General features: G+C 62.5%; 24 protein-coding genes. 14 read left to right on the forward strand and 10 right to left on the reverse strand.

What is annotated here, in order from left to right; all coding sequences use genetic code 11:
- Window positions 1-42 precede the first annotated feature (42 nt).
- Entirely contained in the window at window positions 43-831 is a 789-nt protein-coding gene (minC, locus tag EJ076_RS26220; protein ID WP_126069796.1) for a septum site-determining protein MinC, read from the reverse strand.
- 305 nt (window positions 832-1,136) lie between these two features.
- Between minC and EJ076_RS26225 the strand changes: the two genes are divergently transcribed.
- Both EJ076_RS26225 and EJ076_RS26230 read left to right on the forward strand, forming a co-directional pair.
- On the forward strand, window positions 1,137-1,409 hold the full coding sequence (locus EJ076_RS26225) for a hypothetical protein (protein WP_126069797.1): 273 nt from the start codon (window positions 1,137-1,139) through the stop codon (window positions 1,407-1,409).
- A 731-nt stretch (window positions 1,410-2,140) separates the two neighbouring features.
- Window positions 2,141-3,289 carry an AAA family ATPase gene (locus EJ076_RS26230; protein ID WP_245463111.1) on the forward strand — a complete coding sequence of 383 codons (1,149 nt, stop codon included), beginning with the start codon at window positions 2,141-2,143 and terminating at the stop codon, window positions 3,287-3,289.
- A gap of 74 nt (window positions 3,290-3,363) precedes the next feature.
- On the opposite strand, the gene EJ076_RS26235 is transcribed toward EJ076_RS26230, so the two are convergent.
- Window positions 3,364-3,528 (reverse strand): hypothetical protein, encoded by a 165-nt coding sequence (locus EJ076_RS26235; protein WP_126069799.1) that lies wholly within the window; start codon window positions 3,526-3,528, stop codon window positions 3,364-3,366.
- A 395-nt stretch (window positions 3,529-3,923) separates the two neighbouring features.
- Here EJ076_RS26235 and EJ076_RS26245 point away from each other — a divergent pair, with 395 nt between their 5' ends.
- The 4 genes from EJ076_RS26245 to EJ076_RS26260 all read left to right on the forward strand — a co-directional run bounded on the left by EJ076_RS26245 (window position 3,924) and on the right by EJ076_RS26260 (window position 8,034).
- Window positions 3,924-4,343 carry a VOC family protein gene (locus EJ076_RS26245; protein ID WP_126069800.1) on the forward strand — a complete coding sequence of 140 codons (420 nt, stop codon included), beginning with the start codon at window positions 3,924-3,926 and terminating at the stop codon, window positions 4,341-4,343.
- A 125-nt stretch (window positions 4,344-4,468) separates the two neighbouring features.
- Window positions 4,469-5,428 (forward strand): EamA family transporter, encoded by a 960-nt coding sequence (locus EJ076_RS26250; protein ID WP_126069801.1) that lies wholly within the window; start codon window positions 4,469-4,471, stop codon window positions 5,426-5,428.
- Window positions 5,429-5,622: 194 nt separating this feature from the next.
- Entirely contained in the window at window positions 5,623-6,156 is a 534-nt protein-coding gene (locus tag EJ076_RS26255; protein ID WP_126069802.1) for a FecR domain-containing protein, read from the forward strand.
- A 6-nt stretch (window positions 6,157-6,162) separates the two neighbouring features.
- A complete protein-coding gene (locus tag EJ076_RS26260; RefSeq protein WP_126069803.1) occupies window positions 6,163-8,034 on the forward strand; it encodes an adenylate/guanylate cyclase domain-containing protein in 1,872 nt (623 codons plus the stop codon).
- Window positions 8,035-8,076: 42 nt separating this feature from the next.
- On the opposite strand, the gene EJ076_RS26265 is transcribed toward EJ076_RS26260, so the two are convergent.
- From EJ076_RS26265 to EJ076_RS26275, 3 genes are all read right to left on the reverse strand, one after another.
- Window positions 8,077-8,226, reverse strand: a complete 150-nt coding sequence (locus EJ076_RS26265; RefSeq protein WP_109660636.1) for a hypothetical protein — start codon at window positions 8,224-8,226, stop codon at window positions 8,077-8,079.
- Window positions 8,227-8,244: 18 nt separating this feature from the next.
- Window positions 8,245-8,568, reverse strand: coding sequence for a DUF2934 domain-containing protein (locus EJ076_RS26270; protein WP_126069804.1), 324 nt, complete (start codon window positions 8,566-8,568; stop codon window positions 8,245-8,247).
- 380 nt (window positions 8,569-8,948) lie between these two features.
- A complete protein-coding gene (locus EJ076_RS26275; protein WP_126069805.1) occupies window positions 8,949-9,194 on the reverse strand; it encodes a hypothetical protein in 246 nt (81 codons plus the stop codon).
- 514 nt (window positions 9,195-9,708) lie between these two features.
- On the opposite strand from EJ076_RS26275, the gene EJ076_RS26280 reads away from it, so the two are divergent.
- From EJ076_RS26280 to EJ076_RS26290, 3 genes are read left to right on the forward strand one after another with little or no spacing between them, the layout of a single operon-like run.
- Window positions 9,709-13,827 carry a Pls/PosA family non-ribosomal peptide synthetase gene (locus EJ076_RS26280; protein WP_126069806.1) on the forward strand — a complete coding sequence of 1,373 codons (4,119 nt, stop codon included), beginning with the start codon at window positions 9,709-9,711 and terminating at the stop codon, window positions 13,825-13,827.
- 13 nt (window positions 13,828-13,840) lie between these two features.
- Window positions 13,841-14,302: a GNAT family N-acetyltransferase gene (locus EJ076_RS26285; protein ID WP_245462884.1), complete on the forward strand. Its 462-nt coding sequence runs from the start codon at window positions 13,841-13,843 to the stop codon at window positions 14,300-14,302.
- Window positions 14,299-14,955, forward strand: coding sequence for a 4'-phosphopantetheinyl transferase superfamily protein (locus tag EJ076_RS26290; RefSeq protein WP_245462885.1), 657 nt, complete (start codon window positions 14,299-14,301; stop codon window positions 14,953-14,955). The genes EJ076_RS26285 and EJ076_RS26290 overlap by 4 nt, the downstream gene beginning before the upstream one ends.
- A 2-nt stretch (window positions 14,956-14,957) precedes the next feature.
- Here the strand turns inward: EJ076_RS26290 and EJ076_RS26295 are convergent, their stop codons facing one another.
- Window positions 14,958-16,067, reverse strand: a complete 1,110-nt coding sequence (locus EJ076_RS26295) for a KamA family radical SAM protein (RefSeq protein ID WP_126069807.1) — start codon at window positions 16,065-16,067, stop codon at window positions 14,958-14,960.
- Between the two features lie 212 nt (window positions 16,068-16,279).
- On the opposite strand from EJ076_RS26295, the gene EJ076_RS26300 reads away from it, so the two are divergent.
- Together EJ076_RS26300 and EJ076_RS26305 are read left to right on the forward strand one after the other, a co-directional pair.
- Window positions 16,280-17,938 carry an acyl-CoA synthetase gene (locus EJ076_RS26300; protein WP_126069808.1) on the forward strand — a complete coding sequence of 553 codons (1,659 nt, stop codon included), beginning with the start codon at window positions 16,280-16,282 and terminating at the stop codon, window positions 17,936-17,938.
- A gap of 117 nt (window positions 17,939-18,055) precedes the next feature.
- Window positions 18,056-19,030, forward strand: coding sequence for a nucleoside hydrolase (locus EJ076_RS26305; RefSeq protein WP_126069809.1), 975 nt, complete (start codon window positions 18,056-18,058; stop codon window positions 19,028-19,030).
- Window positions 19,031-19,075: 45 nt separating this feature from the next.
- On the opposite strand, the gene EJ076_RS26310 is transcribed toward EJ076_RS26305, so the two are convergent.
- Window positions 19,076-19,357 (reverse strand): hypothetical protein, encoded by a 282-nt coding sequence (locus EJ076_RS26310; RefSeq protein WP_245462886.1) that lies wholly within the window; start codon window positions 19,355-19,357, stop codon window positions 19,076-19,078.
- Between the two features lie 20 nt (window positions 19,358-19,377).
- Between EJ076_RS26310 and EJ076_RS26315 the strand changes: the two genes are divergently transcribed.
- Complete coding sequence (locus EJ076_RS26315; RefSeq protein WP_126069811.1) at window positions 19,378-19,593, forward strand: hypothetical protein; 216 nt, start codon at window positions 19,378-19,380, stop codon at window positions 19,591-19,593.
- A 236-nt stretch (window positions 19,594-19,829) separates the two neighbouring features.
- The gene (locus EJ076_RS26320; RefSeq protein ID WP_126069812.1) at window positions 19,830-20,723 is read left to right on the forward strand and encodes a hypothetical protein; all 894 of its coding nucleotides are present in this window, start codon (window positions 19,830-19,832) and stop codon (window positions 20,721-20,723) included.
- A gap of 30 nt (window positions 20,724-20,753) precedes the next feature.
- Here the strand turns inward: EJ076_RS26320 and EJ076_RS26325 are convergent, their stop codons facing one another.
- Together EJ076_RS26325 and EJ076_RS26330 are read right to left on the reverse strand one after the other, a co-directional pair.
- Window positions 20,754-21,656 (reverse strand): NmrA family NAD(P)-binding protein, encoded by a 903-nt coding sequence (locus EJ076_RS26325; protein ID WP_109660615.1) that lies wholly within the window; start codon window positions 21,654-21,656, stop codon window positions 20,754-20,756.
- Window positions 21,653-21,835: a DUF1127 domain-containing protein gene (locus EJ076_RS26330; RefSeq protein WP_126069813.1), complete on the reverse strand. Its 183-nt coding sequence runs from the start codon at window positions 21,833-21,835 to the stop codon at window positions 21,653-21,655. The genes EJ076_RS26325 and EJ076_RS26330 overlap by 4 nt, the downstream gene beginning before the upstream one ends.
- Window positions 21,836-22,052: 217 nt before the next feature.
- Between EJ076_RS26330 and gcvA the strand changes: the two genes are divergently transcribed.
- Entirely contained in the window at window positions 22,053-22,964 is a 912-nt protein-coding gene (gcvA, locus tag EJ076_RS26335) for a transcriptional regulator GcvA (protein WP_126069814.1), read from the forward strand.
- Between the two features lie 156 nt (window positions 22,965-23,120).
- Here the strand turns inward: gcvA and EJ076_RS26340 are convergent, their stop codons facing one another.
- On the reverse strand, window positions 23,121-23,333 hold the full coding sequence (locus EJ076_RS26340) for a 4-oxalocrotonate tautomerase family protein (RefSeq protein WP_126069815.1): 213 nt from the start codon (window positions 23,331-23,333) through the stop codon (window positions 23,121-23,123).
- Window positions 23,334-23,350 lie beyond the last annotated feature (17 nt).

Consider the following 23,350-nt stretch of genomic DNA (forward strand, 5'->3'; position numbering starts at 1 on the left):
GTTGTTCTTGGCCGGGCGGCAAAGCCGCCCCAATATCGAATGTCAGCTCAGCGTCGAAACCCGCAGGCTCTCGCCATCGAGAAACGCCTGCACCGGCTTGCCGCGCGAAACACCTTCCATCTCCTCGGCCGTCACGTACCAGCCGTCGACCGCCAAAAGCTCCGCCTCGTTCTTGCGGCAGAAGATGCGCGCACCCTTGTTGCCCAGCGCGCCCGCCGAAGCGCGCCCGCGCAGCGTGCCGTAGACATGGATCGAACCCGCCGCGATGATCTCCGAGCCGGACGCGACCGAGCCCAGCACGATGACATCGCCATGCGGATGCACGATCGCCTGGCCGGAGCGGATCGGCGCCTTGATCATCAACGTACCGGATGCTTCCTGCGCAACCTGCGGCTCGCTATCGTCCGCCTTGCTTGCGCCAGCCTTGCCGCCCGGGCCGGCTTCAGGCGCCCTGCCCTCGGCCTTGTCGAAACCCTCCGCCCGCGCCTCGCGGGGCAGCAACCCATCGGTCGTCGCCTCCTTGGCGCCGACCAGCACCGGCGGCAGGTTGGGCTCGAGTGCGGTGTGGCCGTCGAGTTCGATGGCGTAGACGCGGATGCCGCGATGGCCAAGCACATCGACCAGCGATTCGATCGCGGCGACATCGGGCTTCAAGGTGTTGAGATCAAGCACCACCGGCCGGCCGGCAAAATAGCCAGGCGAGTTGCCGATCCAGTGGTCGAGCCCCTCCAACCAGGCCGCCAAGGGATTTTCCGGAGTCAATGTGAAAGCGACGAAGGAGCGGGCGCGAAAGCGAATGGATTTGGCCTCGAGGGGAGCGGCAAAGGTCACGGCTGGCGAATCCTTACTGAGAGGTAAACGCTAGCGAGGGAATGGTTAACGAATGGTTAATGGGAGGGGTGGGAAGGGCGTCGGAATTAACGTTCCTGGCAAGGTCCCTGCCGAACTTTACAGCAATTGAGCCGGCTGCACATTCGGCAGCCTCAACGCCGCTGCCATAAGAACGGCAAGTGCGACGGATGGCCAGCGCTGGTTGTCAAAAATAATCGTGTGTGACGCACCGCCCAATACTTGTGCAACGTCATGCACCACGTAATGTTGTCGACGGGTTGGGTCTGTTGAAAAGTGGGGGAATAGTGAAACGCGTTGTTTTGGTAATATCGGTGTTGGCCGGCCTGGCAGGGTGCGCCACACCGCCGGACAAGATATCGGGAATTCCAAATTCCGGTCCCTGCACTCAGGCTGACCGGCAGCGCCTAGCCGTCATTTCAAATCAGCAGAATAAGGCTGCGACTGGAGATGCGTTAGGGGTGTTCCTGATCGGTGTGCCGGTCGCATCCATGTCAGGTGGCGACCACGAGGCGGAAATCGCCATCCTCAAGGGGCGCTGCGGCCCGCCGAAAACTTAGCGCCTTGTAGCGCAACGATTGCCGCCGATGGTCGAGGAGAACGTGGTTCGAAGCCAAGCCCGCACTCCGGGCCGTTTAGATGATACTAGCAGCTATGTAGTTGGCGGAGCACCCAATCAGCGATGCAGATAAAAACATTAGATTTCTTCGACTACAAATCGTTCCCACGGTTCACAATATCTGCGCGCACAAAGAACGTTTTGGTCGGACCGAACAATGCTGGAAAATCCACTTCCCTTGACGCATTGCGTATAGCGTTCGATGCCCTTCGATTCGCCAAGAGGCGAACTGCTGTATTAAAATCACACGGAGAGGACGGAGTATGCTCTACGTATTCGGTTCCACAGTCCGTAATTCAAGTTGACCTGCGATACTGCGTTCACAATTTCGAAGATCAAAAGGCAAAGATTGTCTTAACAGCAACTAATGGGAACAGATTTGTAATCGTTCTTGATCCAAGTTATGACTTGGAATGCTACCTTGTTTCTGACACGAGAGCGCAAAAGGGCAGCACCTACCTGAGAAATCAGTTTCCTCTAGAGATTGTCGTCGTTCCGACTCTCAGTCCTCTGGAGCAAAATGAGGAGGTTGTGCAACATGAAACGATTGAACGAAATCGATTTGGGCGACTAGCGAGCCGAAATTTTCGAAATTTTTGGCTCCACAAGACCCGGGAAGAATTCGAAGAATTTTCGGACTTGGTCGAGTATGGATGGCCTGGCACCCGCCTTATGCGACCTGAAATTGAGCGTGGCGATCGAAACATCGTCAGAATGTACTTCAGAGATGGCCCTAACGTACGAGAAGTACAGTGGTCCGGTTTTGGCTTCCAGGTTTGGATGCAAACTATGATGCATCTGACCCAAGCAGACAGCCGCTCAGTGTTGGTCCTAGACGAACCTGACATCTACCTTCATCCGGACCTCCAACACCGGCTACTACGGATAGTCTCGCAACGGGTGGAACAGTTTTTCATTGCCACTCATTCAACCGAGATTATCAACGCAGCAGATGCGGGTGATGTCCTCATCGTCCGGCCTTCGGCGAGATCCGCCAAACGAATTCGGACAGACTCGAACTATCCAGAAATTTACTCGGCAATTGGCAGCTCTGAGAACGCCCAGTTTGCTCGTTTGGCCAGAACCAGAAAGGTTCTGTATTTTGAGGGTTTCGACAACCGCCTTCTTTCAAAGGTATCGAAATCTCTTGGAGGCATTGATTACCTGTCGGGTTCGTCAGTCACCTTGATGAAAACCGACGGCTTTTCCAACTGGAATCGGGTTACAACTACGGCCTGGGTTTTCAAGGAGTTCTTTGAGCTAGACGTTCAGGTGGCAGCACTTTTCGATCGAGACTATCGTTCAGATGAGGAGATCGACGAATTTGAAGCGGATATGTTGAAGGCTGGAGCCTTCTGCTTTGTTCTTCCCTGCAAAGAAATTGAGAACGTACTACTGGTACCCAAGGCCGTTCGAGCAGTCGTCCAAAAATATACGAACAGCCCGACAACGACTGCGATTCTCGATAGCGTTGAGAACGAAATCGAGGAGTTGATAGATAAATCTAGAGATCAGGTTTTCAGTCAACGAATGGGCCACTTCATTCAATACAGCTTGTCAAACAATCCTAGAGCTAATACGCCAGAACTGGCGATTCAATTTCAAAGAAAATTTACGGAAGATTGGGGTAATCCCGTATTTAGGAGATCTGTTACACCGGGAAAAGCGATATTCTCTGCGCTGGCTAAATCAGTGCAGACTCGACTGGGAGTAACGTTGACTGCGGCAAGAGTGATAGAGGAGCTTTCCCCAGCTGATATCGATCCGAAGCTGATAAAAATACTGGCAGATTTGAAAGATTATTTCGGGGCGGATGTCTGAACACGACGACCATACGACCTGCGCTCGCGCGCCTGCCAGGCACAAAATTAGGTTCCGCGAGACATGCGATACAGCTATGTAGTGTAATCTTCAATGCCGCTTAAATACTGCACTTCCCGCTCATGCTTCTCAGCCGCATCCCGCGTATCAAAAGTCCCGAGCCTGCGCCTTTTCCCGGTCTTCCCATCCTTCTTGCGTGAATAAAGCCGGTATTTTCCGTCCTTCAGTTTCCGGATCATCTTGGTTCTCCCCGATCAGGATTTCCGCTTGCCCTTGAGGCGGCGAGCGGCTTGTTCGATGGCCGCGCGGCCCAGCCTGTCGATCAGCGCCTGTGCCTCGTCGCCCGATAGGCCGGCCGCCAGTGCCTCGACCTCCAGCAGATCGGAGCTGTTTCCGGCAGTGCATAGTCGGCCGTCAGCGACAGAGCGGCTTCCAGGTCGACATCCATCGCGGCCTAGTGCCAATGACGCTCGCGAAAAGCAGACACCCGATACCAAAGTGAACGCGTGCCTCGGCATCATGCTGCTGCGCCGGCGATTAAAAAAAGTCGAGATGCGGTGTCGGATCTACTGGCGCTCAACCGTCTTAAAGCAGGCGCCACTCGCTGGCATCTCGACAACCAAAGGAATGATCGATGAGCAAGAAGATTTTCGTGAGCCTGCCGGTGAGCGACGTGAAGGCGTCCATGGCGTTCTATGAAGCTCTCGGGTTCAAGAACAATCCCAGCTTCACCAGCGAGGCGGCCGCCGGGATGGTGTGGAGCGACCACATCAATTTCATGCTGCTCAGCCGTGAAAAATGGCAGACCATGACCACGCGCCCCATCCCGCCATCGACGTCCAGCGAGGTCATGCTGGCGCTGTCGCTCGACAGCCGCGAGGCGGTCGATGCGATGGCCGCGGCGGCTGCCGCGAACGGTGGCACCGCCGACATCAATCCAGTCGAGGATCATGGGTTCATGTACACCCGCGACCTCGCTGATCCCGATGGCCATGCCGTGGGCGCGATGTGGATGGATTTTTCCGCAATGCCTTCCGGCGGCAAGGCGGACTGAGATAGTTATTCCATCGAGGACATAGGCAGCCGAGCGCAGGTTCCCCACCCTTTCAAAACGGATGCACGACCCAACGACGCAGGTTATGTTGCCCGTCTGGCCGAGGTCATCGAAGGGGGCATGACATGCAGGCAATGCCGATAGCGCATCAAGCCGCGCAACCCGTGGTCGGCTCCATATCCTCCCTGGCCGGCTATCCGGCCGCCGTCCTGTGCTGGTTGCTTTCGGCTGGTGTCTATATCGCGGCCAAATGGGTGGCGCCTGAAATGCCGCCCTGGGGTCTCTGCTTCTGGCGGCTGACGCTTGCCTGCGCCATCCTGCTGCCGATCGTGCACCGTCATCACGGCGCGATGATCGGGCTTTTGCGAACGCGCGCCCTGGAGGTCGTCGCCGTGGGGGCGATCGGCCTCACGCTCTGCCAGGGTATGATCTACCATGGCCTCAACGACACCGACGCCACCACGGCCGGCATCATCATGGCGCTGTCACCTGTCATGACGATGGTGCTCGCCCGTTTCGTGCTTGGCGAGCCGCTCGGGCTGTGGAAGTCGCTTGGCGCGCTGGTTGCGCTTGCCGGGATGATTTTCATCGTTGCCCACGGGGACCTGACGGCGCTGCTGCAACTCAAGGTCAACGCCGGCGAACTGTGGATCGTCAGCAGCGCGTTCTGCTGGGGCCTCTATACCGTGCTTTTGCGCCGTGCCAAATTCGGCATCGAACTCCTACCGATGGTCGTGCTGCTGCTCGGCGCCGGTGCGCTGGTCGCCTTGCCTTTCCATGTGTGGGAATTGTTCAACGACGAACGCTCCGCCATGAACGTCCACAGCATTCTCGCGCTCGCCTATCTGGCAGGCCCCGGCGGCGCCTTGATGTACTATCTCTACAACAAAAGCGTGGAAACGCTCGGCGCAAGCCGGGCAAGCATGCTGCTCTACCTGCAGACGGTGTTCGTGGCCATGCTCGCCTATCTGCTGCTCGGCGAGGGCTTGCACGATTACGATCTCGTCGGCGCGGCCTTCATCGTCGCCGGCATCGTACTCGCCACAATGGTCAAACCCAGGCCAGCTCAACCACGCGTGGCGTAGAAATCTTGCGGGTGACGGCAGGGCCGTTGGCGCTTGGTTCGCATCGCGGCCTTGCTTGGTGTCGGAGCAGGCTTGTCGTGTTAGGATCGCCGGTCGGCATCCCTCGGCGCAACACGGCTGCAAGTGCCGGTTCGCATGCTGCTGGGCTGGCGGCGGAAGATTTTCTTGTCGCTCGCAAGAGCAAGGGGACGTCGATGAACGCAAGGGACCGATTTTTCCGCAGCCTGGTGGTGGCTGGCCTGTTTGCCGGTGTCTTCCGGGTGGATGCCGCCCTGGCGCAGGACGCAGGGTGTCGGTTGGAGCCGGTGGCCGGTACGGCCCGGCAGATTCTGAAATGTCGCAAAGGCCTCACCATCATTGTGGAAGAGGGCGCCCGTTTTACGCTGGAGGACGGCGATCGAAACGGCAAGGCCGATGCGGTCAGGCTGCGGCGCAAGGCGCTGCTGCTCGATGCACCGGCCGGCTCGGTCCAGGGTGGCTTCGCAGTTGTCACCCCGCAGGCGATCGCCGCGGTGCGAGGCACCAAATGGGCAGTCGACACTGGCGAGGGCAAGACGTCTGTTTTCGTCCTCAGGGGTCGCGTCGCCGTGCACAGGTCGGCGTCCGATGCCGGCGTGGTGCTTGCGCCGGGCGAAGGCGTCGACGTCGTGCCCGGAACGGCACCACTGACCGTCAAGCGCTGGCCCGCCAAGCGCGTTTCCGCACTGTTGGCCCGTTTCGGCCTGTGACCCGCGGTGAGCAGGCGGGCGCTTCCGACGCTGATCGCGCTCATCCTGGCGGGTCTTTGGGGCGCCGGCCTGGGCTTCGCGCACTGGCGCGGTCATTTGTGGTTTCTCGATCGCGTCGAAGCAACGATGACCGATCTGCGAACGCTTGTTCGGGGAACGGCAGAGCCACCGGAGCTGATCACCATTGTCGCCATAGACGATGAAGCGGTGCGCCACGAGGGCACATATCCCCTCAGCCGCGCCACGCTTGCCCGGCTTGTCGATACGATCGCTGGCCTTGGACCAAAAGCCATTGCGCTCGACCTGCTGCTGGTCGATCCCGGGGCAAAAGACAACGATGCGGCGCTCGCGCGTTCGCTGGGCAGGGGTAGAAGCGTCATCGCTGCCGCGGCGGTCTACCCCGGAGGTGAACAATGGGCCGAGGGCGAAGGACCACTCGCCCGCGTGCCGAATGCCGAGCGGTTCCTGTGGCCCCTGAAAGCGTTCTCGGATGCCGCCGCCGTCGGCGTCGTCAACGTGGTCACCGACAAGACGGGAACGCCCCGGTTCGTGCCGTTGCTGTTTCGGGCCGGAGACCAGCTGGAAGCGTCCTTCTCCTTGCGTGTTGCCACCATGGCGGCAGGCGAGGATCCGGAAATCGCACCCGATCATCTATCCCTGGGCGGACGGCCGATCCGGACCGACATTGGCCACATCCTGCCTCTGACATTCTACGGCCCGCGCGGCACGATCCGCACGATCAGCGCGGCGACCGTGCTGGAGGGCCAACTCGATCCCGGCACCATCCGGGATCGAATCGTCGTGATCGGAGCGACTGCAACCGGCACCGGCGATGTCTTCCCGACACCGTTCGATCCCATACTCCCGGGCGTCGAAGTCATGTCGACGGCGATTGCCCATCTGATGACCGGCGACGGAACAGTGCGGGACCAGTATGTCCGGCTTGCGGATGCCGGCTTTGCAACGGTGCTGCCCATGATTCTCGTGGGGCTGTTGGCATGGCGGCGAAACGCCAGCGGCCTGGCGGCGATCGCCGGCGTGGTCCTGATCTGGTTCGTGGTCAACATGACCGCTTTCTCGCACCACATCTGGCTGAGCGCCGCGTTGCCGATGGCCGCCGCCGTTCCGCCGGCTATCTTGTTTGGAGCAGCGCAGCTTTGGCTGGGCAGGAGCCGGGCCCAGTTTTTCGCAACGCAGAGCCAATTGCTTCAACGCGTTGAAGCCTCCGGCATGGGGGAGTGGCTCGCCAAGCATGGCGACTTCCTCTCGGACCCCGTGCGGGGAGACGCCGCCATCCTGTTCATCGACCTGTCCGGCTTCACCGGACTGAGTGAAACATTGGGGCCGGTCGCCACACGCGAACTCCTGAACAATTTTCATGCGTTGGTCGACGAAGAAGTGACGCGCTGCGGTGGCGTCGTCACGAGTTTCATGGGTGATGGAGCCATGATCTTGTTCGGTCTGCCGGAACCAGCGACAAATGACGCCTTCAATGCCGCCCGCTGTTGTGTGGGGCTCTCCAGCCGCACCAACGATTGGCTCGCCTCGTTGCCGGCATCGACCGCATCCCGGCTCGGCTTCAAGATCGGAGCCCACCACGGAACAATCGTGGCCTCTCGACTCGGCAGCGAAGGCCGTCAGCACATCGCGGCCATAGGTGACACTGTCAACGTTGCCAGTCGCTTGATGGAGATCGCAGCCGACCAGAATGCTGACGTCGCGGTGAGTGACAAAATGCTTGCTGTCGCCGGCCGCGACTGCGCGTTGTTCAAATCCGGCACCCTGAAAGGACCTGTGGAAACACAGATCCGTGGGCGATCCGGCGCGCTCGCAATCTGGTTTTGGCAAAGTGCACGGACGGCGAGGATCAGGCCCTGATCAATGGTGGCCGGCGCCCCTTCGCCAGGCTTCGAGACCCACTCAATGCCGCTTGAAATACTGCACCTCGCGCTCGTGCTTCTCCGCCGCCTCGCGTGTATCGAACGTGCCGAGGTTGCGCCGCTTGCCGGTCTTTTCGTCCTTCTTGCGTGAATACAGCCGGTATTTTCCGCCTTTCAGTTTCCGGATCATCTCGCTCTCCCTGATCAATCAGGATTTCCGCTTGGCCTTGAGGCTGCGCGCGGCTTGTTCGATCGCGGCGCGGTCGTTGCCCAGCCTGTCAATCAGCGCCTGTGCCTCGTCGCCCGATAGGCCGGTGCGCATCGCCAGCGCCTCGACCTCCAGCACGTCGGTACTGGCGATCTCGCCGGTTTCCGGCAGCGCATCGCCTGCTGTCAGCGGCAGCGCGGCCTCCCTGTCGATCTCGGCCTCGGCCTGGTGCCAGTGCCGCTCCGGGTCGCCATGAAGGCCGCCCTCGCGTTCCCAGATCTGGTATGCGCGCTGCTGGATTTTTTCGTGCCGTTCGTCACCCATATCAATTCCTCCGGTTGCGTCAGGGAAGAACGCCGCGCCGATCCGAACGATCCAAAAAATTTGCGTGATCGCGCGCGAAGGCCCGCACGAAGGTGGCGCGCTACGGCGCCCCCCTCTGGCCTGCCGGCCATCCCCACTTGTGGGGAGATTCGCAAAACCCGCCTGGGCGGCGGGTCATTGGCGCAAATCAGCATCGTGGACGAATATGTAGCATAGCCGCCCTCACAATGCAAAGAATAAATTCCTATCGAAAAGCCACAGGGAATAAAGCAGCAGATCATCGGACTGGCCGTCGTCAGGCCCTTTGTCGACCTGAGTTCGCAGCCCAGGCGGCGGGCGAGCCGCCGCCTGGATGCCGGCCATGGCGGCCGAACTTGGTGTCAGCGGCCCCAGATGCCCTGGCCATAACCCGGTGCAGGCATGCCGGAGGTCGCAGTTCCCTCCACGGTGTTGTCGGTGATGCTCTTGGTGACGCTGACCGCGCCGCCGGAGATCATCGAATGGGAACCGGCAGTTGGATAGCTGCCGGCGGCAGGGACGAAGTCCGAGTCAAAGTGGTCGCTGCCGGCAAAAGCCATGCCGGAGGCAAACAGGAACGCGGCAATGCTGAAAATGATCTTCTTCATTTCAAGTCTCCATCTTTTGAAAGTTGACATCGGCCTCGACGCGCCGCCCGCATCGCGTTCATGAGGCTGTCTTCTGCTCTTCGGGCGAAACCGGCCAGCCGCGATCCCCTCGGGATCCGCGGCGGCAGGTTGTCAGCGCACGACCGTCTTGGTTCGTTGGTGCGCTGTTGGGGCGTCTTATAGGGGCGTGGTGTTTGTGCGGGCGTGGGACCCGGCGTGGTAGCAACCATTGCAGGAGTGGAATTTTGCGTTGAATTCGGCCGGAAAGCGCGGCGAATGCGGGCAGCAGGGGTCAGCGCACCCCTTGAACCGGCAGCCCGACGTTCCCTGAGAGCGCTGCGGCATTCCCTCCCCCGCAAGGGCCAACAAGGGGAGGCTGAAGAGCGGCCAGACACACTCCAGAAACAATATTCAACAGTTCGGAAAAACTGCCGAAAAGATCGGATGGCATAACCACCCCGCTACGGCCGGGAAAATGGCCGCGCCGGGCGATTCCCGGCCAGGACGGGAAAATATGGAAATGGATCACGGTCTCGACATCGCCGGACTGGACAGGGACCGATCGGATAGCCAGCCCGAAACCGGCCTGGCAAGCCTCGATGCGCTGGTAAAAACAGCCCCCGCAACAGTCGCACGCGGGCAAATCCTGACGGGCGCCGACTTTGCCCGGCAAGGCCTGCCCGGTGAGCGGCTCGATACGGTGTTCGAAGAGCTCGCGCAGACATTCGCGGCGCTGCCGGCGGTGATCTCCGACGGGCGTGTCTGGACCTATCGGGAGCTGGACAGCCGCGCCAACCAGTTCGCCCGCCTGCTGGTCAAGCGCGGTGTGCGGCCGGGCCACCGGGTCGGGCTCATTCTCGACCGCTCGGCGGAGACCTATGTTGCGCTGCTGGCGGTGATGAAGGCGGGCGCTGCCTTCGTGCCGCTGGCTACCGCGTTTCCCGAAGAGCGGATGACGCTCATCATCGAGGACGCCAGCGTAAGCCTGATCGTCACCATCGCCGCCTATGCGTCGCGCGCCGGTCAACTGCCGGTTCCGCATCTGCTGATCGACAGCGCTGCTGCCGAGATCTCCAAACAGTCCGACGCGCCGCTGAAGCCGCAGGCGAAAACCGCTTCAGCCGATGACACCTGCTACATCCTCTACACCTCGGGCACGACCGGCAAGCCCAAGGGCGTGGTCATCAAGCACCAGAGCTTCGTCAACTTCATCCGCGTCGCCGCCGCCTCCTACGGCTACCGGCCGGGTGACCGTGTCTATCAGGGCATGACCATCGCCTTCGACTTTTCCTCCGAAGAGATCTGGGTGCCGTTTGTCGCCGGCGCGACGGTGGTGCCGGCGCCCGGCCAGATGCCTCTGGTAGGCGAGGAATTGGCGGACTTCCTGCGCCATCACGACATCACCTGCATGGCCTGCAGCCCGACGCTTCTGTCGTCGATGACATCAGACGTGCCCAGCCTGCGCACGCTTCTGGTGGGCGGCGAGGCCTGCCCGCACAATCTGGTGGTGCGCTGGTCGAAGCCGGGGCGTCGGATCCTCAACACCTATGGCCCCACCGAGGCGACCGTCACCGCGACCATGGGCGCGCTGACGCCGGACAGCCCCGTCACCATCGGTGCGCCACTGCCGACCTACTCGATCGTCATTCTCGACGCTTCGCTGCCACAGCTTGCCGAGCCTGGCGAACTGGGCGAGATCGGCATTGCCGGCATCGGGCTCGCCGTCGGCTATCTCAACAGGCCCGACCTGACCGAACAGAAATTCATTGCCGATTTCCTCGGCCTGCCGAACAACCCGTCCAGGCGTATCTACCGCACGGGCGACCTTGGCCGGATCAACGATATCGGCGAGATCGAATATGCCGGGCGCATCGACACCCAGGTGAAGATCCGCGGCTACCGCATCGAACTCGGCGAGATCGAGGCGGTGCTGCTGGACCAGCCCGAGATCGCACAGGCTGCCGTCACCACCTGGGAGATCGAGCCCGGCCGCGTCGAACTGGTCGCCTATTACGCGCCTAAAACCGGCGTGCCGGCGATTTCCCGCGCCGATCTTGCCCAGACGATGAAGCGGCGCCTGCCCGATTACATGGTGCCCTCCTACCTGGAGGAGCTGCCGGCGATCCCGATGACGGTCTCCAACAAGGTGGACCTGCGCCAGTTGCCGAAACCGACAAGCGTGCGGCTTTCGGCCGATCGCGCCATGGTGGCGCCCACCAATGACGACGAGCGTTTCCTGGCCGAAGCATTGGCCACCGTGCTGAAATTCGACGAGGTGTCCGTCGAGGACAATTTCTTCGACGATCTCGGCGCCAACTCGCTGCTGATGGCGCATTTCTGCGCGCGCGTACGCACCAGGAAGGAATGGGCGACGGCGTCGATGCGCGACATCTATCTGCATCCGACCGTGGCGCGCCTGGCGCTCCATCTGGGCGGGGCGGAGGAGATGACAACGGCCACCAATGAGCCTGTCCTCACCCGCCGGGCCTCGAATTTTGCCTACTGGACCTGCGGCACCGCGCAGCTGCTGTTCTACGGGCTCTACAGCTATGTCGCCCTGTGGGCGATCAATGGCGGCCTCAACTGGATGTATGACGCGCTCGACGATCCGCTGCAGCTCTATATCAGGTGCGTGGTGCTCTCGACCGGCGTGTTCTTCGGCATGACGGGCTTCGCCGTCCTTGCGAAATGGGTGCTCATCGGCCGCTGGAAGGCAGAGGCCTTTCCCATCTGGGGCCTGCGCTACTATCGCTTCTGGATCGTCAAGACACTGATCCGCACCGCGCCCGTCGTCCTGTTCCGCGGCAGCCCGCTCTACAGCTTCTATCTGCAGCTTCTGGGCACCAGGATCGGGAAAAACGCGGTCATCGAATCCAAATCCGTACCCGTCTGCACGGATCTGATTTCAATTGGCGCCAACACCATCCTGCGCAAGGAATCGCTAATTCTCGGCTTTCGCGCGCAGTCCGGCTACATCCATATGGGTCCGCTCTCCATCGGCCGCGATGCCTTCGTGGGTGTGGGTTCAACGCTCGACATCGACACCGCGATCGGCAACGGCGCCCAGCTCGGCCATGCGTCCGCGCTGCTGCGCGGGCAAAGCATCCCGGACGGTGAACACTGGCATGGGTCGCCGGCCGTGCCGACCACGGCCGACTATTGCAAGGTGCGCAATGTCGATCCTTCCAACATCCGCCGCTTCCTCTTCGAAGCGGTCCAGCTGATCGGGCTGTTTGCCGTTGTCATCCCGCTGCCGCTGCTGTTCCACAGCTATTGGGAGAATGTCGGCGACGATTATCAGGAGACGATCGGCCTTGTCGCGATCGGCACCACGGTCACGCTTTTCGGCTATATCGCGGTGGCCTTCCTGGCGGCGACGCTGGTGCCGCGCCTGGTCAGCTTGCTGTTGAAACCCGGCCGCACCTACACGCTTTACGGCTTCCGCTACTGGCTGCAGACCGCCGCCGAATTCACCAGCAACTCCCGCGTGCTCGGCCTCCTGTTCGGCGACAGCTCGGCGATCGTGCATTATATCAGCGCCATCGGCTGGAACCTCAACAAGGTGGTGCAGACAGGTTCCAACTTCGGCAGCAACCAGCAGCACGAAAACCCGCTTCTGTGCGAGATCGGCACCGAGACCATGGTGTCGGACGGATTGTTCATGATCAACATGCACAAATCCGCCTCCGCCTTCCGGCTCGAGCCGACGCGCATCGGCGAGCGCAACTATCTCGGCAACAACATCTACTATCCGCCGGACGGGCGCACCGGCGACAACGTCCTGCTCGGCACCAAGGTGATGATTCCCATCGATGGGCCGTTGCGCGAGAATGTCGGGCTTCTCGGTTCGCCTGCCTTTGAAATCCCGCGCATGGTCAACCGCGACAAGGAACTCATCGCTGGCGTCGACGAGGCTGACCGGCGCCAGCGCATCCGGCACAAGAACCGCCACAACCTGGTGACGATCCTTCTGTTCATCGCAACGCAATGGGTCATGCTGTTCGCCACGCTGGCGATCTGGGATCGGGCGCTGAACTACTACACCGAATGGGCTGAGGTGGCGCTGTTCGTCGCCGTGCTCCTGACCTCGGCGATCACCATTCCGTTCTACATCCTGGTCGAGCGGGCCAGCCTTGGTTTTGGCCGGTTGAAGCCGCAAATGACGACGATCTACGACGTCGCGTTCTGGCGCCACGAACGCCACTGGAAGCTCGCGGATTCGCCGATCGTGCGCCTGTTCAGCGGCACGCCGTTCCGGCCGATGATCCTGCGCCTGCTCGGCGTCAAGGTCGGCAAGCGCGTCTATGACGGCGGCAGCAACCTGACCGAGCGCTCGCTGGTCGAGATCGGCGACGACGTCACCCTCAACGAGGGCTGCGTCATCCAGGCCCATTCGCTGGAGGAAGGCGCGTTCAAGTCCGATTACATCCGCATCGGCAATGGCTGCACGCTCGGGCCTTCAGCCTTTGTCCACTACGGCGTCGTGATGGGCGAAGGCTCGGTGGCCGATGTCGATTCCTTCGTGATGAAGGGTGAAGAGCTGGAGCCCTACTCCATATGGCGCGGCAACCCGGCCAAGCTGCATCGCTTCGTCGAGCCGATCACCGACGATGGCTCCCGGGCTTCGGCTTGAAGAAGGCATCGGCTTGAAGAGCGCGGACATCCGTCTCGTTTCCGTGACCGGGGCCAACCGTGCCCTGGTCGCGGCCCTGGAGCTCGCTCCGGAGCAGATGGATTTCGTCGCCAGCAATGCGGAGTCCCTGGAAGAAGCCGAAACCGACGAAGACGCGCGGCCGCGCGTCATCATGGCCGGGACCCGTGTCGTCGGGTTCCTGATGTACGATGCGTCGGAAGACGAGGCGCTGGTCTACCGCTTCATGATCGACCGCGCCCAGCAAGGCAAAGGCTATGGCAAGGCCGCATTGCGCGCCTTGCTCGACGAGATCGGCAATCTCGCCCATGTGCGCGAGGTTTCGATCTGCTACGAGCCCGAGAATGAGGCCGCACGCCACCTCTATCGCGCCGCCGGCTTCGTGGAACAAGGCATCGACGAGGACGGAGAAATGATCGCGGTCCTCGGCCTTGTCGCAGGGATGAGCGATCTGTGACGCCCTCCCCTGAAATCGCGCTTGCGCAAACATCCCTGCTGCAGGCGATGATCGCCATCGCGCCCGCCAGTGTCCGGGTCGGATGCCGGGTCATAAGCGACGCCGACGAGGCCCATCTCTCGCCCGAGGAAGCGCATTCCATCCCCGCGCGTCAGCCTGCCATGCGGCGGGCCAGCGGCGCTGCCCGATGGATCGCGCACGGGCTGTTGACGGAACTTGGCGTCAACGATTTCGCCATCCTGCGCGCGCCATCCGGTGCACCCGCCTGGCCCGATGGGATAACCGGATCGCTGGCTCACGACGACGACATGGCCGTGGCGACGGTTGCGCCCGTTGGCCACATCCGTTCACTGGGCATCGACGTCGAGCCCGCGCAGCCTCTCCCCGACGACATCTTCGCGCTCGTTGCAATCCCTTCAGACAGGATGGAGGCCGCGGACCGGCATCTTGCCGGCCGCATCCTCTTTGCCGCCAAGGAAGCCGTCTACAAGGCCGTCTATCCCCTCGATCGCGAGGTGCTGGGCTATGAGCATATCGCCGTCGACCTGAACGCAGGCCGCGCGACGACGACAACGGGCCGCAAGCTCAGCCTCGCCTACTGCCTTGCCCCGCGCGTGGTCGTGCTGGCGTTTGTCGATGGCGTTGCGCGCTAGCGCTATTCGCCAACGATCTCCGTATACTCCCTCACCGCCCCATCCAGCCCGCGAATGCGCCAGCTCTCCCCGTCTCTGCCCTCGACATAGCAAGGCCCGATCGGCACCTTGCCGCCGCCTTCCGGCAGGTCCAGCACATAGACGGGGTTGCAGATGCCCGACAGCCGCGCCCGCAGCGCCTCAGTCAGCGCCTGGCCCTGCGCAATCGTCGTGCGCCTGTGCGCCATGCCGCGCGCGAGGTCGCCATGGTGGAGGTAATAGGGTTTGACGCCGAGCCGGTACATCAGCTCGCGGCAGAGCTCCTCCAGCACCTCGATCGTGTCGTTGACGCCCTTGAGCAGAACGCTCTGGTTGAGGAGCACGAAGCCGGCATGGCGCAGCGTGCGGCAGGCCATCTCGGTCGCGGATGTGATCTCGCGCGCGTGGTTGAAATGGGTGACCACGGTGACCATCAGCCGGCCCTGCAGGGCCGCGACCAGCCCAGACGTGATGCGCGACGGCAGCGCCACCGGAACGCGCGTGTGGATGCGCAGGAGACGCACATGCGGGATCGCTTCGATGCGCGCGAAGATTTCGGCCAGTGCCTTGTCGGGCAGCGACAGCGGATCGCCACCGGTCAGGATCACCTCGCGGATTTCGGGGTGGTCTGATATATAGGCCAGCGCCGGCTCCAACGCCTCGCGCGTATAGCCACGGCCGATCGAGGTCAGCGATTCCTTGCGGAAGCAGAACCGGCAATAGACCGCGCATTGATAGGTCGGGAACAACAGCACCCGGTCGGCATGGCGATGCGTCAATCGCGGCACCGGGCTGAATTCATGGTCGGCGATCGGATCGTCGAGTTCGCCGTCGGCCTCCTCCAGCTCGCCTGGCGACGGGATGACCTGCGCCCGGATGGGGTCGGCGGGGTCGTTCCAGTCGATCAGGTCGAGGTAGGCTTTGGGAATGCGCACCTTGTGGTTCGCCGCCGCGACTTGAGCCGCCGCGCGCTCGGCCGGCGACAGCGGCAGGGAGGCGATATCGCGCACATGGCGCACGCCGGCGCGGACGTCGGCCTGCCAGGCAGTGTCGGGGTCGGCGGGCGCATCGTGGAGGTTGGTGTCTGAAGGCATCGGAGTTTCTCGGGGCAATTCTGGCGGTGCTATCGGCCGGATGGGCGGGCGCGTCAACCACGTGCATTGCCGCAGATTGTCAGCGCTGTGATCCTTCGCGCCAACCTTCCCGCCCACCAACTTTCGCCGCATCGACCACGCCAGCAATTTCAGGCAAGCTCACACGCGACAGCGCCGCATGGGGAGATGCGGCGGCGCCAGGGAGGACTGCCATGACCAAGACACCGGCGCCGCCGCCGCGCTACACCGATGCCATTGCGCACTTTCGCATCGAGGATGAGATCGCAAAACTTCAGGGCGATCCCGCCACGGGCATCAATGCCTGCATCGAATGCTGCGATCGCCACACCGGGCAAAACCGGCTGGCGTTGCGCGCCATCTCCGCCGGTGGAGAACTGCGGGAATTCACCTTCGATGACCTCAAGGACATGTCCGCGCGCGTCGGCAATGTCCTCAAACAGGCCGGCGTCGGCCCCGGCCACGTCGTCGCCGGCATGCTGCCGCGCATTCCCGAACTGGTGGCGCTCATCCTCGGCACCTGGCGCATCGGCGCGGTCTACCAGCCGCTGTTCACCGCCTTCGGACCGAAGGCCATCGACCACCGGCTGAAGACCAGTGGCGCCAAGCTCGTCGTCACCAACACAGTCAATCGCGGCAAGCTCGACGAGGTGGAGGATTGCCCCGAGGTCGCGACCATCCTTGCCCCCGGCGAAGCCTTGCCGGCCGGCGACATCGATTTCCGCGTTGCGTTCGCCGCCGCCTCACCCGAGTGCAAGCCGGTGATGCGCAGGGGCGACGATTTGTTCATGATGATGTCGACCTCGGGCACGACAGGGTTCCCCAAGGGCGTGCCGGTGCCGCTCAGTGCGCTGATGGCTTTTGGCGCCTATATGCGCGATGCCATCGGCCTGAGGCCCGACGACGTCTTCTGGAACATCGCCGATCCCGGCTGGGCCTACGGCCTCTACTACGCCATCACGGGTCCCCTGTTGCTCGGCATCGCCACGACCTTCAACGAGGGGGCCTTCACCGCCAAAAGCACCTACGACATCATCGAGCGCCTCGGCGTCACCAGCCTTGCCGGTTCGCCCACCGCCTTCCGTCTGCTGCTGGGCGAAGGACCCGAGGCAGCCGCCCGCGTCAAGGGCCGGCTGCGCGTGGTGAGCAGCGCCGGCGAGCCGCTCAACCCGGAAGTGATCCGCTGGTTCGACGCCCATCTCGCCGCCCCGATCCATGACCATTACGGCCAGACCGAGAACGGCATGATGGTCAACAACCATCACGGCCTGTCGCACCCCGTGCGTCACGGCTCGGCCGGCTTTGCCATGCCGGGCTACCGCATCGTCGTGCTCGACGAAGCGGGCCAGGAGCTTGGCCCCAACCAGCCCGGCATCCTCGCCGTCGACATCGCCAACTCGCCGCTGCGCTGGTTCGGCGGCTATCACCAGGCCGAAACCCCGGCCATAGCCGGCGGCTATTACCGCACCGGCGACACGGTCGAGTTCGAGCCCGATGGCTCGATCTCCTTCATCGGCCGCGCCGACGACGTCATCACCTCCGCCGGCTACCGCATCGGCCCCTTCGACGTCGAAAGCGCGCTGATCGAACATCCGGCGGTCAACGAGGCAGCGGTCGTCGGTGTGCCCGATCCGCAGCGCACCGAAATCGTCAAGGCCTTCGTCATCCTGGCGCCTGCCTTTCAAGGCAGCGAAGCGCTGGCCGAGGAACTGGCGCAGCACGTCCGCAAGCGCCTCTCGGCCCACGCCTATCCGCGCGAGGTCGAGTTCGTCAGCGAACTGCCGAAGACGCCGAGTGGCAAGATCCAGCGGTTCCTGCTGAGGAAGGCCGAGGTGGAGAAGCGGAAGGGGTAAGCGGGGCTACGCAGGGGGCCCGGGTGGCTCTGGATCGGTCGAGCACCAGAACCTTGACGGCGCGGGTACGGCAGTCTCTTGTTCCAGCAGATTCGGCCGGCAAGGGAGGTGCCCACCATGGAAAAAATCATCCTGGACTGCGACCCTGGGCATGATGACGCCATCGCCATCCTGCTGGCGGCAGGCAACCCAAAGATCGATCTTCTCGGCATCACGACGGTTTCGGGCAACCACAATGTCGAGAACACCACGCGCAATGCGCTTTCGGTATGCACCGCCTATGGCATCAAGGTGCCGGTGGCGAAGGGCTCTCCCGGCCCGCTCATCATCGATCAGGTGCTGGCCGTCGAGATCCATGGCGATACCGGGCTCGACGGCCCCGTACTGCCGCCCGCCTCGTTCGAGCTCGACAAGCGGCATGCCGTCGACTTCATCATCGACACCGTCATGGCGCATGAGCCGAAGACGGTCACGCTGGTGCCGGTCGGTCCCTACACCAACATCGCGCTTGCCGTGCGCAAGGATCCTCGCATCGTCGAGCGGGTGAAGCGGGTCGTCGCCATGGGCGGGAGCTATACCAGGGGCAACATCACGCCCGCGGCGGAGTTCAATGTCTACGGCGATCCGGAAGCCGCAGACGTGGTGTTCCGCGCCAACTGGGACGTCACCATGGTGGGTCTCGACCTCACCCATCAGGCGCTCGCCACCAAAGAGCTTCAGGACCGGGTGCGCACCGTCGGCGGCCCGATGGCCAAGTTCATTCTCGATATCTGGGAGTTCATCGCGACCACGCATGGCGGCCTGCTGCAGATCGAGTATCCCGCCGTCCATGACGCATGCTGCGTCGCGGCCATGATCGACCCGACCGTCTTCACCACCGAGAAGGCCGATATCCGCGTCGAGCTTGCCGGCCGTTGGACCAAGGGCATGACGGTCTGCAATTTCGAGAAGATGGGTGGCATGCACCATTTCGGCGGCACGGCGAGCGAGCAGACCGACTTCCGCCATACCGTGGCGATGAAGCTCGACCATCCGAAGTTTTGTGACCTGATTGTGGATGCGCTGGAGCGGTTGGCCAGGCAGAAGGCGTGACTCAAGCCGTATCCCTATGACCTGGTTGCTCCGCAAGCCATCCCTTCAATGCGCCACGCCATCCGCAGTGTGCAGCAGCCTCCAGGTCAAACCAACGCGACCATGGAACTGCGAGGCAAAACGCTCTGCGGCCACACTCTCGAGGCCGTCATCGACGAGCGCCTCAATGCTTCGTCGCATCAAGGCAAGCTGCATCTGCCTGGCGTGTTCCAGGTCTGCCTCTCGCATGATTGCCGTGACGTGGTAGGCGACGACGGGCTGGCCGAGGCAAGATAGCAGCGCGTTGGCCTCGGCTGTCACTGCCGTAACTGCGTCTTCGATCTTCATTCTGGCGCTCCTCATCAAAAATGATGCTGGCGCCTCCCCGCAAGGCGACGGTGGTCCGTCGCTTCTTTTTTGAATTCAGACTGCCGCGCGACCGAAAGCGGCGCGCCACGCTGACAATTGCTGTCCTTGCTGTCACTGCCGTAACTGCGTCTTCGATCTTCATTCTGGCGCTCCTCATCAAAAATGATGCTGGCGCCTCCCCGCAAGGCGACGGTGGTCCGTCGCTTCTTTTTTGAATTCAGACTGCCGCGCGACCGAAAGCGGCGCGCCACGCTGACAATTGCTGTCCTTCCAGATCCCTCAAGCGGCCTCGTTCGGCCCAAAACAGTATCCGCCAAATTTGATTCAAAGGCGACCGGATAGTTAATCGATGGTTAATGGGCCGATTGCATCCCTTGCGGTTGCTGCCGCGCAATTGCCGCAAAGCTGCCCGATGGCTCCCAGCTTGTGGATCGCCACAGGGGGGTATGTCATGCGGCTGGTCTGGACCATCATCTTCGCGCTCGTGACCGGCACGGTTTTCGCGGCCTCGCCGGAGGACGATTATATCGCTGCACGCGACAAGGCGATTGCCGCCATTGCGGCACTGGCAAGCGCGAACGAACCCGTGGAAACGCTCGATGCCGCCGGGGCGAAGGCCCTGGCGGATCTCGAAGGGCGTCTGTCCACCATTCTCGGCCCCTTGGCGGTTGCCGATTTCCCGGCAAACGGCACGATCAATCTCGGAAGCCTGAGCGATGCCGATATCGGGTTCGGCATGCTCGACGGTTTGCGATACGCCAAAAGCGACGACGGCCCGAGCCTCGTGGCAACGACGCGGGGGCTGCTCGAGCGCTGGCTCCAGTCCAGGGCAGCCGAACTCGACGAAAACTTCAGACTGCCCGCCGACATCGATGCGGCCCTGAAGCTCGATGCTTTCTACACCCAGGCGATCAACAGCGACGCCGCGTTCACCGGGACGCTCGACTTGTCCCTGAAGAAGCCCGAAGGCGCAGACATCGCCTTTGCACGGCTCGGCGGCTGGGCGCAGGACATAGGGCCGAACCCCGACCAGCAGGTCATTGTCACCATCGTCAAGGGCAACAGCGTCATGATCGCCTCGGCACCCGCGGCACCGCCTGTTCCGAAGATTACGGCCTGCGACGCCGTGTGGACGTCGGCGGACGACGCCGCCCAGAAATTCCAGGAGGCCTACCAAGCCTCGGACCTCAAGGACGAAACGGCGTATGATGCCGCCAACGTCGCATGGGAAAAAGGTGACGCCGACTATCGCGCCTGCATGGGCCAGCACCTGCCGAGCGAGCCTGTCTTCCCGGCACTTCTCGCCCAGGCCCAGACGCTTGCCGATCACATGGCCGGCAAGTAGGCCCTCCGGCGGCGTCGGCACCATGCCTCCTCAGCCCCGCCGCTGTTGACCCTCGGCGTCCGCTATCGCCACATAAGCGCTCTCGATGGTCTCGAACGTCAGCTCCGGATACAGCGCCCCGGCTTCCGGTGTAGCCGTCTCAAGCGCGGTTTCGCCGCGAATCCAGAACGCCCGCAGCAGTCCGAGCCAAGGGGCTGACGCGATCATCGCCTCAAGCTCCGCCGCACTCTGCTGCACGATGCGCGGCGAGCGGCCGCTCACCCGGCGCCACAGGTCGATCATTTCGCTCTGGGTTGTCCGGTTCCGGGCGATCCGGATTTCGCTGCGGACGGCACTGGGGTCGTTCAGCGCGCGCAAGGTGACCGCAGCGATGTCCTTCTCGCTAACGAACGTCGCCGGCACATTGCCGTCGCCATAGAGCGTCACCTCATCGGGGGGCAAAGGCGACGAGCCGAAGCGCATCAAATCGCCCAGCGTCGCCACCCATGTCGAAAAGAAACCATTGGTGTAGATCACCGTATAGGGCAGATCCGCCTCCTTGATTGCGTCGAACACGGCTCTCTTGAGATCGAGCGGTGGAACCGAGCCCGGTGCGGCGGCGGCAAAGTCGAGGCCGAAGCCGGCGGAAGGCACGTAGCGGGAGACGCCGGCATCCCTGAGCGCCCGCACCAGCGTCATCTCGCTGGCCGAATCCACATGCACCGAGCTGATGACGCGATCGACCGCGCCTGCGGCGCGGACAAGGCTGTCATAGTCGTCGAGATCGCCGACATGGATTTTAGCGCCGAGTTCCTTCAGCGGGCGCAGCCGCTCTTCATTGCCGGCTGTTGAGGGTCGGACCAGGACATGAATATCATTGCCATTGCGGGCGCTGGCCTTCGCCATCTCGCCGCCAAGAAGCCCCGTCGCGCCGATGATCAGGGTGCTGGTCATATCGCCCTCCCATTGCGCAGGATGGAACCGTCCCAGTCGCGCTCCAGGCCGATGTCGTGCAAGCGATGGTCCGAAAAGCGCGCAACCCGGCGCAGTATGCGGCGGCGCTCGACGACTGCCGAGGTTCTGAGTGCAAGGCCGCTCATCGCGGCACTGATGGATTCGAGGGTCGGGTTCATTGTTCGTCTCCTGTGTTTGCCTGGGCGCAAGCGTGCCGACGCCGTCCGCAGGGGGACGAGCATGACGATTGCTCACACTGTTTCTGGTCGTTCAGCGCAGCGACGAGATCGAAAACCCGATCTGGATGCGCTGCTGCATCCATAGATTGGACATTTCCGGGCTGGACGACAAACGACTCTTTGTGCAGGATTTGTGAGTAACGCTCACAGGTTGATCATGCCGCGCAGACTGCCGCCCCTCACCGCCCTGCCTGCCTTCGAAGCCGCTGCCAGGCATCTGAGTTTCTCGAAGGCGGCGGGTGAGCTCAACGTCACCCATGGCGCGGTCAGCCGCGCCATCCGCAACATCGAGGACAGGCTGGGCATCCAGCTTTTCGATCGGGGAACGAGGTCCGTGCGCCTGACCTTGGTAGGCGCCGCCTACGCGTCGGAAGTCAGGAAGGCGCTGGACCAGATCGCCGCCGCCACCATCGCCGCCACGCCCGACCGCACCACGGGCATCTTGAATGTCAGCACATCGGACGGTTTTGCAGGCCGCTGGCTGGTGCCGAGGCTGCATCGCTTCCACCGCGCCAACACGGATATCGACGTGCGGCTGTCGACCTCGGGCGTGCTTTCCGATTTCGTCAGCGACGGCATCGACATCGCCATCCGTTACGGCAAGGGCGGCTATGCCGGGGTGACAGCGGAATTTCTTGCCGATGAAGAGGTCTTCCCCGTCTGCAGCCCGGAGTTGCTGCAAGGCGAACATCCGTTGCGCCTGCCCGGGGATCTCAGGCATCACAAACTGATCCACGACGCCTTTCGCATCGACTGGGAGACATGGCTGCAACACGCCGGCGTTGGCGACGTCGATCCCAAGCGCGGCGTGCGCTTCGATTCCGCCACCTTTGCCGTCGAGGCTGCTGTGCACGGTGAAGGCGTGCTGCTCGGCCGAAGTGCGCTGGTCTCGGCCGATCTGGCGGCGGGGCGGCTGGTCCGGCCCTTCGACCTCGCGCTGAAATCCGCCTCGCGCTACTACGTCGTCTATCGCGATGGCGCACTGCGCCAGAAAAAGATCAAGGCGTTCCGCGACTGGCTTTTTGCCGAAGTGGCGGCCGACTGGATTGGGATGACCAAGAGCGATTGAGGCGGAGGTCTGCGCTTGCCAACCAAGCGTTGCAGCGCAGCGCAGCCCTCACCCCGCTGCTTCGCAGCGGGTGAGGGTGCTGGCGCAGATCTTGAAGAATCTGGGTTCCTCGTCCCGGTTTTGCGAGAAGCAGAGCCGTCGCTCGCCCCTGCGCCGCTACGCCTTGGCGCGATAGGCCTCCGGCACGACGAACACTTCGTCGGCCCGGCCATAACCGCCGTCGGCGACCTCCTCCACCAGCACCATCGTGTAGGGGCGCACACCCTCGCCGAAGAAGTCGACGAACATGGCTGTGGTTCGATGGATGAGGTCTTCCTTCTGCGCCTTGGAGAGAGCGGCCTGCGGCATCTTGATGTTGGCGAATGGCATGATCGTTTTCCTGTCTC

The sequence above is a fragment of the Mesorhizobium sp. M7D.F.Ca.US.005.01.1.1 genome (genome assembly GCF_003952545.1).
Classification (GTDB): Bacteria; Pseudomonadota; Alphaproteobacteria; order Rhizobiales; family Rhizobiaceae; genus Mesorhizobium; species Mesorhizobium loti.

Bases quoted from the DNA above. Each gene is read 5' to 3' on its own strand.
- EJ076_RS26305 (WP_126069809.1), top strand. From the start codon at position 18,056: ATGGAAAAAATCATCCTGGACTGCGACCCTGGGCATGATGACGCCATC.
- EJ076_RS26250 (WP_126069801.1), top strand. From the start codon at position 4,469: ATGCAGGCAATGCCGATAGCGCATCAAGCCGCGCAACCCGTGGTCGGC.
- EJ076_RS26255 (WP_126069802.1), top strand. From the start codon at position 5,623: ATGAACGCAAGGGACCGATTTTTCCGCAGCCTGGTGGTGGCTGGCCTG.
- gcvA (WP_126069814.1), top strand. From the start codon at position 22,053: ATGCCGCGCAGACTGCCGCCCCTCACCGCCCTGCCTGCCTTCGAAGCC.
- EJ076_RS26270 (WP_126069804.1), bottom strand. From the start codon at position 8,568: ATGGGTGACGAACGGCACGAAAAAATCCAGCAGCGCGCATACCAGATC.
- EJ076_RS26230 (WP_245463111.1), top strand. From the start codon at position 2,141: ATGCGACCTGAAATTGAGCGTGGCGATCGAAACATCGTCAGAATGTAC.
- EJ076_RS26265 (WP_109660636.1), bottom strand. From the start codon at position 8,226: ATGATCCGGAAACTGAAAGGCGGAAAATACCGGCTGTATTCACGCAAG.
- EJ076_RS26325 (WP_109660615.1), bottom strand. From the start codon at position 21,656: ATGACCAGCACCCTGATCATCGGCGCGACGGGGCTTCTTGGCGGCGAG.
- EJ076_RS26310 (WP_245462886.1), bottom strand. From the start codon at position 19,357: ATGAAGATCGAAGACGCAGTTACGGCAGTGACAGCCGAGGCCAACGCG.
- EJ076_RS26300 (WP_126069808.1), top strand. From the start codon at position 16,280: ATGACCAAGACACCGGCGCCGCCGCCGCGCTACACCGATGCCATTGCG.
- EJ076_RS26275 (WP_126069805.1), bottom strand. From the start codon at position 9,194: ATGAAGAAGATCATTTTCAGCATTGCCGCGTTCCTGTTTGCCTCCGGC.
- EJ076_RS26320 (WP_126069812.1), top strand. From the start codon at position 19,830: ATGCGGCTGGTCTGGACCATCATCTTCGCGCTCGTGACCGGCACGGTT.
- EJ076_RS26340 (WP_126069815.1), bottom strand. From the start codon at position 23,333: ATGCCATTCGCCAACATCAAGATGCCGCAGGCCGCTCTCTCCAAGGCG.
- EJ076_RS26295 (WP_126069807.1), bottom strand. From the start codon at position 16,067: ATGCCTTCAGACACCAACCTCCACGATGCGCCCGCCGACCCCGACACT.
- EJ076_RS26330 (WP_126069813.1), bottom strand. From the start codon at position 21,835: ATGAACCCGACCCTCGAATCCATCAGTGCCGCGATGAGCGGCCTTGCA.
- EJ076_RS26280 (WP_126069806.1), top strand. From the start codon at position 9,709: ATGGAAATGGATCACGGTCTCGACATCGCCGGACTGGACAGGGACCGA.
- EJ076_RS26245 (WP_126069800.1), top strand. From the start codon at position 3,924: ATGAGCAAGAAGATTTTCGTGAGCCTGCCGGTGAGCGACGTGAAGGCG.
- EJ076_RS26235 (WP_126069799.1), bottom strand. From the start codon at position 3,528: ATGATCCGGAAACTGAAGGACGGAAAATACCGGCTTTATTCACGCAAG.
- EJ076_RS26315 (WP_126069811.1), top strand. From the start codon at position 19,378: ATGATGCTGGCGCCTCCCCGCAAGGCGACGGTGGTCCGTCGCTTCTTT.